The sequence below is a fragment of the Streptococcus sp. HMSC065H07 genome (assembly GCF_001837325.1).
In the GTDB taxonomy this organism is placed as follows: domain Bacteria; phylum Bacillota; class Bacilli; order Lactobacillales; family Streptococcaceae; genus Streptococcus; species Streptococcus salivarius_H.
Window position 1 is genome coordinate 98,344 of sequence record NZ_KV832043.1, and the last position, 15,739, is coordinate 114,082.

A 15,739-nucleotide genomic window follows, 5' to 3' on the forward strand; every position below is an offset into this window, starting at 1 on the left:
GTTGCTGTTATGTTACATATAATTTATAAAAAAACAATTAATTCGAGAAATAGTTAGAAAATAATGATATAATGTAATTGTTTGAAATCGGATAGATTTCAGTCTGATTTTGACAAATAAAATCACGGGGAAAATTATAATGGAAAATAAGGTACACTATAAGCTTCATAAAGTTAAGAAGCAATGGGTCACAATTGCAGTTGCCTCTGCAGCACTTGCTACTGTCGTAGGAGGATTGTCTGCAACAACATCTTCAGTTTCAGCGGATGAAACTCAAGATAAGATAGTAACTCAACCAAATTTAGATACAACAGCCGATTTAGTTACTTCTACAGAAGCAACCAAAGAAGTCGATAAACGTACAAATACAAAAGAAGCAGATGTTTTAACGCCTGCTAAAGAAACAAATGCCGTCGAAACAGCAACTACAACGAACACACAAGCAACAGCTGAAGCAGCTACAACAGCAACAACTTCTGATGTAGCGGTGGCAGCTGTTCCAAATAAAGAAGCAGTTGTGACAACAGATGCACCAGCTGTTACAACTGAAAAAGCAGAAGAACAACCAGCAACAGTGAAGGCTGAAGTTGTAAACACAGAAGTTAAAGCGCCAGAAGCTGCTTTGAAAGATTCAGAAGTAGAAGCTGCGCTTTCCTTGAAAAACATCAAAAACATTGATGGTAAATATTACTATGTTAATGAAGATGGTTCACACAAAGAAAACTTTGCCATTACTGTAAATGGTCAATTGCTTTACTTCGGTAAAGATGGTGCCCTTACAAGCTCATCAACATACTCTTTCACACCAGGAACAACAAATATTGTTGATGGTTTCTCAATAAATAACCGTGCCTACGATTCATCTGAAGCTAGCTTTGAATTGATTGATGGTTATTTGACTGCAGATAGCTGGTACCGTCCAGCTTCTATCATCAAAGATGGTGTAACTTGGCAAGCATCAACTGCAGAAGATTTCCGTCCACTTTTGATGGCTTGGTGGCCAAATGTAGATACACAAGTTAACTACTTGAACTACATGTCTAAAGTATTTAACTTGGATGCTAAATACACTAGCACAGATAAGCAAGAAACTTTGAATGTTGCTGCTAAGGATATCCAAGTTAAGATTGAACAAAAGATTCAGGCTGAAAAATCAACACAATGGTTGCGTGAAACTATCTCTGCCTTTGTTAAGACACAACCACAATGGAACAAAGAAACTGAAAACTACTCTAAAGGTGGCGGCGAAGATCACCTTCAAGGTGGTGCCCTTCTTTATGTAAATGATTCACGTACACCATGGGCGAACTCTAATTATCGTCTTTTGAACCGTACAGCAACTAACCAGACTGGTACAATTGATAAATCGGTTCTTGATGAGCAATCAGATCCAAACCACATGGGTGGTTTCGACTTCTTGCTTGCTAATGACGTAGATTTATCAAACCCAGTTGTTCAAGCGGAACAATTGAACCAAATCCACTACCTTATGAACTGGGGTTCAATCGTTATGGGTGACAAGGATGCTAACTTCGATGGTATCCGTGTCGACGCGGTAGATAATGTCGATGCAGACATGCTTCAACTCTACACAAACTACTTCCGTGAGTACTATGGTGTTAACAAATCTGAAGCAAACGCTCTTGCTCACATCTCAGTCCTTGAAGCATGGAGTCTTAATGACAACCACTACAATGACAAGACAGATGGCGCTGCGCTTGCCATGGAAAACAAACAACGTTTGGCTCTCCTCTTCTCATTGGCTAAACCAATCAAAGAACGTACACCGGCTGTAAGTCCTTTGTATAACAATACTTTCAACACGACACAACGTGATGAAAAGACTGATTGGATTAACAAAGATGGAAGCAAGGCCTATAACGAAGACGGAACAGTTAAAAAGTCTACAATCGGTAAATACAACGAGAAATACGGAGATGCGTCAGGAAACTACGTCTTTATCCGTGCCCATGATAATAACGTTCAAGATATTATTGCTGAAATCATCAAGAAAGAAATCAATCCAAAATCAGATGGTTTCACAATCACTGATGCTGAAATGAAGAAAGCCTTTGAGATTTATAACAAAGACATGCTCAGCAGCAACAAAAAATATACCTTGAACAACATCCCAGCAGCATACGCTGTTATGTTGCAAAACATGGAAACAATCACTCGTGTCTACTATGGAGACCTTTATACAGATAATGGTAATTACATGGAAACTAAGTCTCCATATTACGATACCATCGTTAACTTGATGAAGAATCGTATCAAGTATGTATCTGGTGGACAAGCTCAACGTTCATACTGGTTGCCAACTGATGGTAAGATGGACAATTCAGATGTTGAACTCTACCGTACAAATGAAGTCTATGCTTCAGTACGTTATGGTAAAGACATCATGACAGCTGATGATACAGAAGGTTCTAAATACAGCCGTACATCTGGTCAGGTGACACTTGTAGCAAACAATCCAAAATTGACTTTGGATCAGTCAGCTAAGCTAAACGTTGAAATGGGTAAAATCCATGCCAACCAAAAATACCGTGCTTTGATTGTTGGTACAGCTGATGGTATCAAGAACTTTACATCTGATGCAGATGCAATCGCAGCAGGTTATGTGAAAGAAACAGACAGCAATGGTGTCTTGACTTTCGGTGCTAATGACATTAAGGGTTATGAAACCTTTGATATGTCTGGTTTCGTAGCAGTTTGGGTTCCAGTTGGAGCTTCAGATGATCAAGATATCCGAGTAGCACCTTCAACAGAAGCTAAAAAAGCTGGAGAGTTGACTCTTAAAGCGACTGAAGCTTATGATTCACAATTGATCTACGAAGGTTTCTCTAACTTCCAAACTATTCCAGATGGTTCAGATCCTTCAGTTTATACTAACCGTAAGATTGCTGAAAATGTTGATTTGTTCAAATCATGGGGCGTAACATCATTTGAAATGGCACCTCAATTTGTTTCTGCTGACGATGGTACCTTCCTTGACTCAGTTATCCAAAATGGTTATGCTTTTGCAGACCGTTACGATCTTGCTATGAGTAAGAACAATAAATACGGTTCTAAAGAAGATTTACGTGATGCTCTTAAAGCACTTCACAAGGCTGGTATCCAAGCAATCGCTGACTGGGTTCCAGACCAAATTTACCAATTGCCAGGTAAAGAAGTTGTAACAGCAACTCGTACTGATGGTGCCGGCCGTAAAATTGCAGACGCTATCATCGATCATTCACTTTATGTGGCTAACACTAAGTCATCAGGCAAAGATTACCAAGCTCAATACGGTGGTGAATTCTTGGCTGAGCTTAAAGCTAAGTACCCTGAAATGTTCAAGGTAAACATCATCTCAACTGGTAAACCAATTGATGATTCTGTTAAATTGAAACAATGGAAGGCTGAATACTTCAACGGAACAAACGTTCTTGAACGTGGTGTTGGCTATGTACTTAGCGATGAAGCAACTGGTAAATACTTCACAGTCACTAAAGATGGTAACTTCATTCCTCTTCAATTGACAGGTAAAGAAAAGGTTGTTACTGGATTCTCAAGTGATGGTAAGGGAATCACTTACTTCGGTACAAGTGGTACTCAAGCTAAATCTGCCTTTGTAACCTTCAATGGTAACACCTATTACTTCGATGCTCGTGGTCACATGATTACAAACGGTGAATACTCACCAAATGGTAAAGACGTTTATCGTTTCTTGCCAAACGGTATCATGTTGAGTAATGCCTACTATGTTGATGCTAATGGTAATACCTACCTTTACAACACTAAGGGTCAAATGTATAAGGGCGGTTACACTAAATTTGATGTTACTGAAACTAAAGACGGTAAAGAGTCTAAGGTTGTGAAATTCCGTTACTTCACTAATGAAGGTGTCATGGCCAAAGGTGTTACGGTTATTGATGGCTTCACACAATACTTTGGAGAAGACGGTTTCCAAGCTAAAGATAAATTAGTAACCTTTAAAGGTAAAACTTATTACTTTGACGCACACACTGGTAATGCTATCAAGAACACTTGGAGAAACATTGAAGGTAAATGGTATCACTTTGATGAAAATGGTGTTGCCGCTACAGGTGCTCAAGTTATCAATGGTCAAAAACTTTACTTTAATGAAGATGGAAGTCAAGTTAAAGGTGGCGTTGTTAAGAATGCAGATGGTACTTATAGTAAGTACAAAGAAGGTTCTGGAGAATTAGTTACTAACGAATTCTTCACAACTGATGGAAATGTATGGTACTATGCAGGCGCTGACGGTAAGACTGTTACAGGTGCTCAAGTTATCAATGGACAACACCTCTACTTTAAAGAAGATGGAAGTCAAGTTAAAGGTGGCGTTGTTAAGAATGCAGATGGTACCTATAGCAAGTACGATGCTGCAACAGGTGAACGTTTGACTAATGAATTCTTCACAACAGGTGATAACAATTGGTATTATGTTGGTTCTAATGGTAAGACAGTAACTGGTGAAGTTAAAATCGGTGCTGATACCTATTACTTCGCTAAAGATGGTAAACAAGTAAAAGGACAAACGGTAACTGCTGGCAATGGTCGTATTAGCTATTACTATGGTGATAGTGGTAAGAAAGCCATCAGCACATGGATAGAAATCCAACCAGGAATCTACGTTTACTTTGATAAGACTGGTATTGCTTACCCACCTAGAGTGTTAAACTAATAGATTTAAAAAGGAGAACTTCGGTTCTCTTTTTTATATTTTCTAGGAAAAGGTTCTTTTTGAAAAATACCCTTTCAAGTCGCTTACATGACGGATTTTTAATTTAATATTAAGATGGTAAAAAAGTCATTAAAATAAGTTGTATTAAGTTTTTTTGATAGTGAAAAATGATATAATAAGTAAGTCTTTAAGGTGTAGATTTTTAGACAAAAAATATATTGGGGAAAAATTGAATATGGAAAATAAAGTACGCTATAAACTGCACAAAGTGAAGAAGCAATGGGTTACTTTAGCGGTTGCTTCAGTAGCCTTGGCTACCATTGTTGGTGCTAGTGTTACCACGTCTTCACTTGTTTCGGCAGAAGAAATAAATAATACTAATGGATCACCTTCAACAACTACAGTCGGGGAAAATACAAATCCTGTGGTTGAAAAAGAGGTAGGCACAACAACAGAGGTGGCAAATACTTCAAATGCCACAACAACAGACCGAGCAGCAGTTACTGCTGATAAACCAGCTGAAACGACAGTTCAACCAAATTCAGGAGCAACTAGTGATAGAGCTGCAGCAGTAGAGGTTGAAGCCAAACCTGAAACGACTGCTAAGCCAGAAGTAGCCGCTAAACCAGAAACAGCTACAACATCTGAAGTAGCTGCAAATGCTGGAGTAGCCGCTCCAACGACTGAGAAGTCTAAAGAGCTTTCTGAAGCTGAAATTAAAGCTGCAGTCTCACTCGATAATATTAAAAAAGAAAAAGATGGTAAATATTACTATCTTTTAGAAGATGGATCACATAAGAAAAACTTTGCCATTACTGTAAATGGTCAGGTCCTTTATTTTGATGAGAATGGTGTCCTTTCAAGCACATCAACTTATTCATTCACACAAGAAACAACAAATCTTGTCACTGATTTTACTAAAAACAATGCTGCTTACGATTCAACAAAAGCAAGCTTTGAACTTGTTGATGGTTATTTGACAGCTGATAGTTGGTACCGTCCAAAAGAAATCCTTGAAGCAGGAACAACTTGGAAAGCGTCAACTGAAAAAGATTTTCGCCCACTTTTGATGTCTTGGTGGCCTGATAAGGATACTCAAGTAGCTTACTTGAACTACATGACTAAGGCTCTTAGCAATGGTGAAGAAACAAAAGATGTCTTTACGATTGAAAATTCTCAAGCTAGCTTGAATGCCGCTGCTCAAATCATTCAACGTAAGATTGAGGTTAAGATTGCTGCTAATAAGTCAACAGACTGGTTGCGTCAGTCAATCGAGGCCTTTGTTAAAGACCAAGATAAATGGGACATTAACTCTGAATCTCCAGGTAAAGAACACTTCCAAAAAGGGGCTCTCCTCTTTGTTAATAGTGATTTAACGAAGTGGGCTAACTCAGACTACCGTAAACTTGACCAAACGGCAACAAGTCGTTTGGCAAACGATAAGATCAAGAGTGGTAGTGATGCTGGTTATGAGTTCTTGCTATCAAGCGATATCGACAACTCAAACCCAATTGTGCAAGCTGAAATGCTTAACCAATTGTATTACTTCATGAACTGGGGACAAATCGTCTTTGGTGACAAGGACAAAGATGCTCACTTTGATGGTATCCGTGTTGATGCTGTGGACAATGTCAGCATCGATATGCTTCAATTAGTGTCTTCATACATGAAGGCTGCTTACAAGGTCAATGAGTCTGAAGCACGTGCCCTTGCTAATATCTCAATTCTTGAAGCTTGGTCTCAAAACGACCCATATTATGTGGACGAACATAATACAGCTGCCCTTTCTATGGATAATGGTCTCCGTTTGTCTATTGTTCATGGATTGACTCGTCCAGTAACTAATAAAGGTACAGGTGCTCGTAATGCATCAATGAAGGACCTTATTAACGGTGGTTATTTCGGTCTTTCAAACCGTGCGGAAGTTACATCATATGATCAACTTGGTTTTGCAACCTATCTCTTTGTTCGTGCACACGACTCAGAAGTTCAAACGGTTATCGCAGACATTATCAGCAAAAAAATTGATCCTACAACAGATGGATTTACTTTTACATTAGATCAATTGAAACAAGCTTTTGACATTTATAATGCTGATATGTTGAAAGTGGATAAGGAATATACGCATTCAAATATTCCTGGAGCTTATGCTTTGATGCTTCAAACAATGGGTGCAGCAACACGTGTTTATTATGGAGACTTGTATACTGATAATGGTCAGTACATGGCTAAGAAATCACCATACTTTGATCAAATCACAACTCTTCTTAAAGCGCGTCCTAAATATGTAGCTGGTGGACAAACATCTTATATCCACAATCTTGCTGGAGATGGCGTATCGTCTGCTAAAGACAATAAAGAAGTTTTGGTTTCTGTCCGTTATGGTCAAGATTTGATGTCTAAGACTGATACAGAAGGTGGAAAATACGGTCGTAATTCTGGTATGTTGACCCTCATTGCTAATAACCCAGATTTGAAATTAGCAGATGGTGAAACAATTACTGTAAATATGGGTGCAGCCCACAAGAACCAAGCCTACCGTCCACTCTTGCTTGGTACGGATAAAGGTATCGTGTCCTCATTGAATGATTCAGATACTAAGATTGTTAAATACACAGATGCACAAGGAAATCTTGTCTTCACAGCTGATGAAATCAAAGGCTTTAAGACTGTTGATATGAGTGGTTACCTTTCAGTTTGGGTACCAGTAGGTGCGACTGACGATCAAAACGTTCTTGCCAAACCATCAACAAAAGCCTACAAAGAAGGGGATAAGGTTTATAGCTCTTCTGCAGCACTTGAAGCACAAGTGATTTACGAAGGTTTCTCAAACTTCCAAGACTTTGTCAAAGAGGATAGTCAATATACTAACAAATTGATTGCAGCTAACGCAGACCTCTTCAAGTCATGGGGTATTACGTCATTTGAGATTGCACCTCAATATGTCTCATCTAAGGATGGCACTTTCCTTGATTCTATTATTGAAAATGGTTATGCCTTCACAGACCGTTACGACTTTGCCATGAGCAAAAACAATAAATATGGTTCAAAAGAAGATCTTCGTGATGCCCTCAAGGCTCTTCACAAACAAGGTATTCAAGTCATTGCTGACTGGGTTCCAGACCAATTGTATACTCTCCCAGGTAAAGAAGTAGTGACAGCTACTCGTACAGATACGCATGGTAAGGTGCTTGATGATACTAGCTTGGTTAATAAGCTCTATGTGACAAATACCAAGTCATCAGGAAATGATTTCCAAGCACAGTATGGTGGGGCCTTCCTCGACAAACTTCAAAAACTTTATCCAGAAATCTTCAAAGAAGTTATGGAAGCGTCAGGTAAGACAATTGATCCATCTGTGAAGATTAAACAATGGGAAGCTAAGTACTTTAACGGTACAAACATCCAAAAACGTGGTTCAGACTACGTTCTCAGCGATGGTAAATTGTACTTCACCGTTAACGATAAAGGTACCTTCCTTCCAGCTGCCTTGACTGGTGATACAAAAGCTAAAACTGGATTTGCTTATGATGGTACAGGGGTAACTTATTATACAACATCTGGTACTCAAGCTAAGAGTCAATTTGTGACATATAATGGCAAACAGTACTACTTTAACGATAAGGGTTACCTTGTAACTGGTGAACAAGCTATCGACGGTTCAAACTATTTCTTCTTGCCAAATGGTGTTATGTTTACTGATGGTGTTATTAAAAATGCCAAAGGTCAATCATTGGTTTATGGTAAGTCAGGTAAATTGACGACTCAAACTGGTTGGAAAGAAGTTACTGTTAAAGATGATAGTGGTAAGGAAGAGAAATTCTACCAATACTTCTTCAAAGGTGGCATCATGGCTACTGGTTTGACTGAAGTAGAAGGTAAGGAAAAATACTTCTATGACAATGGTTACCAAGCTAAAGGCATCTTCATTCCTACAAAAGACGGCCACTTGATGTTCTTCTGTGGCGATTCAGGTGAACGTAAGTACTCAGGCTTCTTTGAACAAGATGGTAACTGGTACTACGCTAATGATAAGGGCTATGTTGCCACTGGATTTACTAAGGTAGGTAAACAAAACCTTTACTTCAATGAAAAAGGTGTTCAAGTTAAGAATCGCTTCTTCCAAGTTGGTGATGCCACTTACTATGCAAATAACGAAGGTGATGTTCTTCGTGGTGCGCAAACCATCAATGGTGACGAGCTCTACTTTGATGAGTCAGGTAAACAAGTTAAAGGTGAGTTTGTGAACAATCCTGATGGTACGACTTCATACTACGATGCCATTACAGGTGTGAAACTTGTGGATACATCACTAGTAGTTAATGGTCAAACCTTTAATATCGATGCTAAGGGTGTTGTGACTAAGGCACATACACCAGGCTTCTATACTACTGGGGACAACAACTGGTTCTATGCAGACTCACATGGACGTAATGTCACAGGTGCTCAGGTCATCAATGGTCAACACCTCTACTTTGATGCAAATGGTCGTCAAGTTAAGGGTGGCTTCGTAACGAACACTGACGGTAGTCGTTCATTCTACCATTGGAATACTGGTGATAAATTGGTATCAACCTTCTTCACTACCGGTCATGATAGATGGTATTATGCTGATGATAAGGGAAATGTCGTTACAGGAGCTCAAGTGATTAACGGTCAAAAACTCTTCTTTGCTACTGATGGTAAACAGGTTAAAGGTGACTTTGCAACAAATGCGAATGGCAGCCGTTCATACTACCATGGAGCTACTGGTAATAAGTTAGTCTCAACCTTCTTCACTACTGGAGACAACAACTGGTACTATGCTGATGCCAAAGGTGAACTTGTTGTTGGCGAACAGACGATCAACGGCCAAAACCTTTACTTTGACCAAACTGGTAAGCAAGTGAAAGGTGCAACAGCTGCGAATCCTGATGGCTCAATCTCTTACTATGATGTTCATACAGGGGAAAAGGCTATTAATCGTTGGGTTAAAATTCCTTCAGGGCAATGGGTATACTTTAACGCTCAAGGAAAAGGCTACGTGTCAAATTAAGATTAATGAATGAAAGAAGTCAATCACTTTTTGTGGTGGCTTTTTTCGTTAAAAAAATTGTCTCTTTTTTATACATTCAGGTCATTTGTCTGGGCAAAAAAGTGGTATAATAACTCTTGCTAAATCTTTATTTTGGAGTAAACATGGCTAAGTCAAAAAATACTATTGAAAGTCGGATAGATTACTCGATTCTCTTGCCAGTCCTTATATTGCTACTGGTTGGTTTGGTTTCGATATTTATAGCGACAAATTTTGATTACCCAAAGAATCTTGTGCAAGTCATGTCCCAGCAAGTACTATGGATTTTTCTAGGTTCAGTACTTGCTTTTGTTGTCATGTTATTTAATACAGAGTTTCTTTGGAAGATAACCCCCTGGCTTTATATTTTTGGTCTGGGACTTATGGTTTTACCCCTTGTTTTTTATTCGCCTGCTTTGGTGGCCTCGACAGGGGCAAAAAACTGGGTCAGTATTGGATCGGTCACCCTTTTCCAACCATCAGAATTTATGAAGATATCCTACATCCTTTTCCTTTCCAGAATTGGTGTTTGGGCCAAGCAAGGAAAGGAAGTGACTGACCTAAAAGATGACTGGTTGCTACTTTTCCAATATGTAGCTGTTACGCTTCCTGTCTTGGGGTTATTAGTTCTTCAAGGAGATATGGGGACCGCCTTGGTCTTTCTGGCTATTTTAGCTGGTATTATAGTGGTTTCAGGGATATCCTGGCGTATTATCCTACCAGTTGTTTTAGCCTTTGCTGCAGGTTTAGCCTTGTTTGTGATGGTATTTACCACAGATTGGGGTAAGGAAGCCATGCTCAAGATGGGAGTGCAAACCTACCAGATTAACCGTATCTCAGCTTGGTTGGATCCCTTCACTTATGCAGATGGTATCGCCTTTCAACAGACACAAGGGATGATTTCGATTGGTACTGGAGGAATCTATGGTAAAGGCTTTAATCATCTGGAGTTGAACGTACCGGTTCGTGAGAGTGACATGATTTTCACAGTCATTGCGGAAGATTTTGGTTTGGTAGGTGGTGGATTGGTTCTTTTAACCTATCTCTTCCTCATTTACCGCATGTTGCGAGTGACGTTTAAGTCTAACAATCGTTTCTATACCTTTATTTCGACAGGCTTTATCATGATGATTGTCTTCCATATTTTTGAAAATATTGGGGCAGCAGTGGGAATTCTTCCTTTGACAGGTATTCCTTTGCCCTTTATTTCTCAAGGGGGGTCATCACTCATCTCTAACTTGATTGGTGTTGGTTTGGTGCTTTCAATGGCTTATCAAACCAACCTCAACGAGGAAAATAAAATTCTCCTGGCTATGTCTCGTCGTATGCGTACGTCTGGAACTAGTCAAGTGAAACCTGTTTCTAAGAGCAAGTCTAAGAAAAATAAGCCTTCGAAGAGTGTTACTAAGGCCTCTCAAGAATTGGTCAAGGCTAAAGATAAGGTTGATAAGGCCACTGAGAAAATGCGTCAAACCATTTCTCAAAATACGCCAAGCATTCATCAAGGCAAGCGTCGTAAGGGTTCGAAAAAGAAACCGACACGTAAACATTAAGAGAAAACAAGTTGGTTAATCCAACTTGTTTTTCTTTGAAAAAAATTAAGGTCTGTGACCTTTTCTTTGCCCCTGCCTGTGGTATAATAAAAGTTGACTATTTTGAAAAGGGGTTTGCTATGATAGAGACAGCCAAACAGCAAGAACGTGCTATTTTAGTAGGTGTTGAATTGCAAGAAACAGAGCATTTTGACATGTCAATGGAGGAACTTGCCAGTCTTGCCAAAACTGCAGGAGCAGAGGTTGTAGCTAGCTATACCCAAAAACGTGAACGCTATGATAGTAAGTCTTTCGTAGGTTCAGGAAAATTAGAAGAAATCAAGGTCATGGTGGATGCGGATGAGATTACTACGGTCATTGTCAATAACCGTTTAACACCTCGTCAAAATACCAATCTTGAAGCAGCATTTGGCGTAAAAGTTATTGATCGTATGCAATTAATTTTGGATATCTTTGCCATGAGGGCTAGAAGCCATGAAGGGAAACTTCAGGTTCACCTAGCTCAACTAAAATACATGTTGCCCCGTTTAGCTGGTCAAGGGATTATGCTCAGCCGTCAAGCAGGGGGCATTGGTAGCCGTGGACCTGGTGAAAGTCAATTGGAGCTCAATCGTCGTTCGATTCGTAACCAGATTGCTGATATTGAACGCCAGTTAAAGATTGTTGAGAAGAACCGAGAAACCATTCGCGAAAAGCGTGTTGATTCAAGTACCTTTAAAATTGGTTTGATTGGTTATACCAATGCTGGGAAATCAACGATCATGAACCTTATGACGGATGATAAGCAATATGAGGCTAATGAACTTTTCGCGACCTTGGATGCAACAACTAAGAAAATTTACTTAAAGGATCAGTTTCAAGTGACCTTGACAGATACGGTTGGTTTTATCCAGGACTTGCCAACAGAATTGGTTGCTGCCTTTAAGTCAACACTTGAAGAAAGTCGTAATGTGGACCTTCTTTTGCATGTCATTGATGCGAGTGATTTTAATCACGAAGAGCATGAAAAGGTGGTCTTAGACATTCTCAAAGATTTAGACATGACTGATATCCCTCGCCTAGCAATTTACAATAAGATGGATTCAGCTGATAATCTAGTAGCAACAGTCTTTCCTAATGTTCGCCTCTCAGCACGTGACAAGGGAAGTCGTGAGGCCCTCAGAAGACTCTTGATTGACGAAATTCAACAGATTTTTGAACCCTTTAGTATTAAGGTCCATCAGGATCAAGCTTATAAACTTTATCAATTGAGTCAATTAGCCTTGCTAGATAGCTACACTTTTGAGACAGAAGTGGAAGAAATTACAGGTTATATTTCACCGAAAAATAAATGGAAATTGGAAGAATTTTATGACTGATTATATGGATTTAGCTTTAAAATATGGTGGTTTTACAAGTTTAGATAAGGTCTATTTAGAAAATACCTTGTCAGACCTTTCTGACAGTCAAAAATTGGCTTTCATTACGCCACCACCAAGCGTGATTAATGCTTATTTTGCAGAGATTTACCAAAAACAATCTCCTGAAGCAGCGACGGAATACTATTTGGACCTTTCAAAGGAGTTGAACCTCTTTAACCCTGAACCATCTTTTGATGAGCACAAGCCTTTTATTCGTCTCAATCTGTCAGGAAAATCTTATGGATTTTGCTATGAAAATGCTGATGAGGTGGCCTTAGTCTTTGCCGAGCATTTAGAGGTTCCAACGGCTAGCATTTTGTTTGAGCTTGCTCAAGTTTTCCCGCAGTATAAGGTTTATCTTGAAGGCACTCAAATTAAGATGACCAAGGTTGATTTTGATGAAGAAGTATTGGAAGAGTTAACACCTGAGACACAGTTACTTAGTCGTGTAACTAAATTGAAGGGAAATGTCATTAAGTTGGCTAGCTTCAATCAAGACGAATTAGTGGAACTTTTGTCTCAATATAAAGGGCAAACTGTTTATTATGGCTTTGCTCAGCGTGAATGCCTGGCTTATATTGTCCAGAAATAAGAAGAACGATAGATAGAAAGTATAGGAAGTCATGGAATTACAATTTTTAGGGACGGGTGCCGGGCAGCCCTCCAAGGCCCGTAACGTGTCGAGTCTGGTTCTGAAGTTACTCGATGAAATCAATGAGGTCTGGATGTTTGACTGTGGAGAAGGTACCCAACGTCAGATTTTAGAAACAACAATCAAACCTCGTAAAGTTAAAAAAATCTTTATCACACATATGCATGGAGACCATATCTTTGGCCTACCTGGTTTCTTGGCTAGCCGTTCTTTCCAATCGAGTGAAGAACAAACAGATTTAGAGGTTTATGGTCCAGTCGGCATTAAACAATATGTTATGACTAGTCTTCGTACCTCTGGAACACGCCTCCCTTACCATGTGCATTTTAAGGAAATTGATGAGCATAAGCTTGGCTTGGTTATGGAAAATGACAAGTTCGCTGTTTATGCAGATAAGTTGGATCATACCATTTTTTGTATTGGTTACCGTGTGGTTCAAAAGGATCTTGAAGGAACCTTGGATGCTGAGGCCCTTAAAGCAGCAGGTGTACCATTTGGTCCGCTTTTTGGTCAAATTAAGAATGGGCAAGATGTGGTCCTTGAAGATGGAACAAAAATCATTGCCAAGGACTTTATTTCCGCACCTAAGAAAGGTAAGGTTATCACTATCTTAGGTGACACTCGTAAGACGAATGCCAGTGTTCGTCTTGGCTTGGGAGCAGATGTCTTGGTGCACGAGTCTACTTATGGTAAAGGTGACGAAAAAATTGCCAAGAGCCATGGGCATTCAACCAACATGCAAGCAGCACAGGTCGCTAAAGATGCGTCAGCTAAACGTCTTCTTCTAAATCACGTATCAGCACGTTTCTTAGGGCGTGATATCGGTAAGATGGCAGCAGATGCTAAAACAATTTTCGAAAACACCCACATCGTTCGTGACCTAGAAGAGGTAGAGATTTAATGGCTAAACAACGTATTATCGCTATTACTGGTGCCTCAGGAGGGCTTGCACAAGAAATTGTCAAGCAGCTCTCACCCAGTGATGGCATTATCCTCTTAGGAAGAGACAAGGATAAACTTGAGAAATGTTATCGCCATGTGGAAAATAAAACCTGCCTTGCCATTGACCTTAGAGACGACAAGGCCATTAAAGAGATGGTCGATTATCTCTATCAACGATTTGGACGTATTGATGTTTTTATCAATAATGCTGGTTTTGGTGAATTCAAGTCTTATGATAATTACACTAGCCAAGAGGTACGTGATATGTTTGATATCAATACCTTTGCGACGATGAGCTTTTCACGTCTGATGGCTGAGAAAATGGTGGAACAAGGCCATGGCCATATCATCAACATCGCCAGTATGGCGGGGAAAATTGCGACAGCCAACTCAAGTGTCTATGCAGCGACAAAGTTTGCGGTAATTGGCTTTTCAGATGCCCTGCGTTTAGAGTTGGCTGATAAGGGAGTCTATGTGACTACGGTCAATCCAGGTCCAATTGAGACATCTTTCTTCAATCAAGCTGATCCCTCTGGAGCCTATCTTGAGAGTGTTAAAAAGTTTGTCCTCAGTCCTAAATACGTGGCTAAAAAGATTGTCCGTATTCTGTGTAAAAACAAACGTGAAGTTAATCTACCACGACTCTTAGCAGTTGCCCACAAAGGCTACACGCTATTTCCACGAATCTCGGACAAACTAGCTACCAATGTGTTTAACTACAAATAGGAGGATACTAGATGGCCGCAAATATCCAAGCGTATTTAGAAAATCTCCAGCAACCCTGGGGTCAAATCTATTATGATATTCTTTTTGACCAATTACAGGACATCAAGGGAAAGCGAGTGCTTGATTTTGGCAGTGGCTTTGGCCCTGTGTCCAACCACCTAGCGTAAGATAATAGAGTCCTAGCTGTGAAACCCAATGAGGAAATGGTGGCCTTGCGGTCCCAGAATCACCCCTATCAGCAACTAGTCGGAAGTTTGGAAAGGAGTTAAGATGTTACATTATAAAAAAGAGATTCCAGCGATGACAGACCTACTCGCACTGTACAGTTCAGTCGGCTGGACCAATTATACTAACAATCCAACCATGCTAGAAGAAGCTGTCAAAGCCAGTCTCTGGCAGTTGGCAGTCTATGATAAGGAAGAGTTAGTAGCCTACATTCGCTTAGTAGGAGATGGTCATTCTGTCATTTTTGTACAGGACCTCTTGGTGCGACCAGATTACCAGCGCCAAGGCATTGGCACGAAACTCTTAGAAGAGGCTTTAGCGACTTTCCCCAATGTCTATCAACGGCTCCTTGCCACTAATCGTAGCGAGAAAAATTTAGCCTTTTACCAATCCTTGGGATTTGTCGAACTTTCAGAGCAAGCTTGTACAGGGATGATTTATAATAATTGACGGAGAGAGAGTGGGACAAAAGTCCTAGCCTCTTAATTGTTTTTG

The 15,739-nt window shown here is 39.8% G+C and carries 8 protein-coding genes and 1 pseudogene; all 9 read left to right on the forward strand.

The genetic code is table 11. The features are described 5' to 3' along the window. Positions 1–139: 139 nt before the first annotated feature. Positions 140–4,693: a glycoside hydrolase family 70 protein gene (locus tag HMPREF2637_RS08950; protein WP_064524662.1), complete on the forward strand. Its 4,554-nt coding sequence runs from the start codon at positions 140–142 to the stop codon at positions 4,691–4,693. Between the two features lie 235 nt (positions 4,694–4,928). Next, positions 4,929–9,728: a glycoside hydrolase family 70 protein gene (locus HMPREF2637_RS08955; RefSeq protein WP_060972383.1), complete on the forward strand. Its 4,800-nt coding sequence runs from the start codon at positions 4,929–4,931 to the stop codon at positions 9,726–9,728. A gap of 143 nt (positions 9,729–9,871) precedes the next feature. Further along, positions 9,872–11,041: pseudogene (locus HMPREF2637_RS08960) on the forward strand (FtsW/RodA/SpoVE family cell cycle protein); the annotation flags it as partial. A 377-nt stretch (positions 11,042–11,418) separates the two neighbouring features. After that, on the forward strand, positions 11,419–12,657 hold the full coding sequence (gene hflX, locus HMPREF2637_RS08965) for a GTPase HflX (RefSeq protein WP_064524659.1): 1,239 nt from the start codon (positions 11,419–11,421) through the stop codon (positions 12,655–12,657). After that, positions 12,650–13,291, forward strand: coding sequence for a hypothetical protein (locus tag HMPREF2637_RS08970; protein ID WP_021144310.1), 642 nt, complete (start codon positions 12,650–12,652; stop codon positions 13,289–13,291). Before hflX ends, HMPREF2637_RS08970 begins: the two co-directional genes overlap by 8 nt. Positions 13,292–13,322: 31 nt before the next feature. After that, the gene (gene rnz / locus HMPREF2637_RS08975; protein WP_002884122.1) at positions 13,323–14,252 is read left to right on the forward strand and encodes a ribonuclease Z; all 930 of its coding nucleotides are present in this window, start codon (positions 13,323–13,325) and stop codon (positions 14,250–14,252) included. Then, the gene (locus tag HMPREF2637_RS08980) at positions 14,252–15,019 is read left to right on the forward strand and encodes an SDR family NAD(P)-dependent oxidoreductase (protein ID WP_064524658.1); all 768 of its coding nucleotides are present in this window, start codon (positions 14,252–14,254) and stop codon (positions 15,017–15,019) included. The genes rnz and HMPREF2637_RS08980 overlap by 1 nt, the downstream gene beginning before the upstream one ends. Before the next feature lie 11 nt (positions 15,020–15,030). Beyond that, positions 15,031–15,186 (forward strand): SAM-dependent methyltransferase, encoded by a 156-nt coding sequence (locus tag HMPREF2637_RS10965; protein WP_073686539.1) that lies wholly within the window; start codon positions 15,031–15,033, stop codon positions 15,184–15,186. Positions 15,187–15,289: 103 nt separating this feature from the next. Next, on the forward strand, positions 15,290–15,694 hold the full coding sequence (locus HMPREF2637_RS08990; RefSeq protein WP_064524656.1) for a GNAT family N-acetyltransferase: 405 nt from the start codon (positions 15,290–15,292) through the stop codon (positions 15,692–15,694). Positions 15,695–15,739: the final 45 nt, after the last annotated feature.

What these genes read in the sequence shown, in the direction of transcription:
- HMPREF2637_RS08950 (WP_064524662.1), top strand. Translation starts at nt 140, where the DNA reads ATGGAAAATAAGGTACACTATAAGCTTCATAAAGTTAAGAAGCAATGG.
- HMPREF2637_RS08955 (WP_060972383.1), top strand. Translation starts at nt 4,929, where the DNA reads ATGGAAAATAAAGTACGCTATAAACTGCACAAAGTGAAGAAGCAATGG.
- hflX (WP_064524659.1), top strand. Translation starts at nt 11,419, where the DNA reads ATGATAGAGACAGCCAAACAGCAAGAACGTGCTATTTTAGTAGGTGTT.
- HMPREF2637_RS08970 (WP_021144310.1), top strand. Translation starts at nt 12,650, where the DNA reads ATGACTGATTATATGGATTTAGCTTTAAAATATGGTGGTTTTACAAGT.
- rnz (WP_002884122.1), top strand. Translation starts at nt 13,323, where the DNA reads ATGGAATTACAATTTTTAGGGACGGGTGCCGGGCAGCCCTCCAAGGCC.
- HMPREF2637_RS08980 (WP_064524658.1), top strand. Translation starts at nt 14,252, where the DNA reads ATGGCTAAACAACGTATTATCGCTATTACTGGTGCCTCAGGAGGGCTT.
- HMPREF2637_RS10965 (WP_073686539.1), top strand. Translation starts at nt 15,031, where the DNA reads ATGGCCGCAAATATCCAAGCGTATTTAGAAAATCTCCAGCAACCCTGG.
- HMPREF2637_RS08990 (WP_064524656.1), top strand. Translation starts at nt 15,290, where the DNA reads ATGTTACATTATAAAAAAGAGATTCCAGCGATGACAGACCTACTCGCA.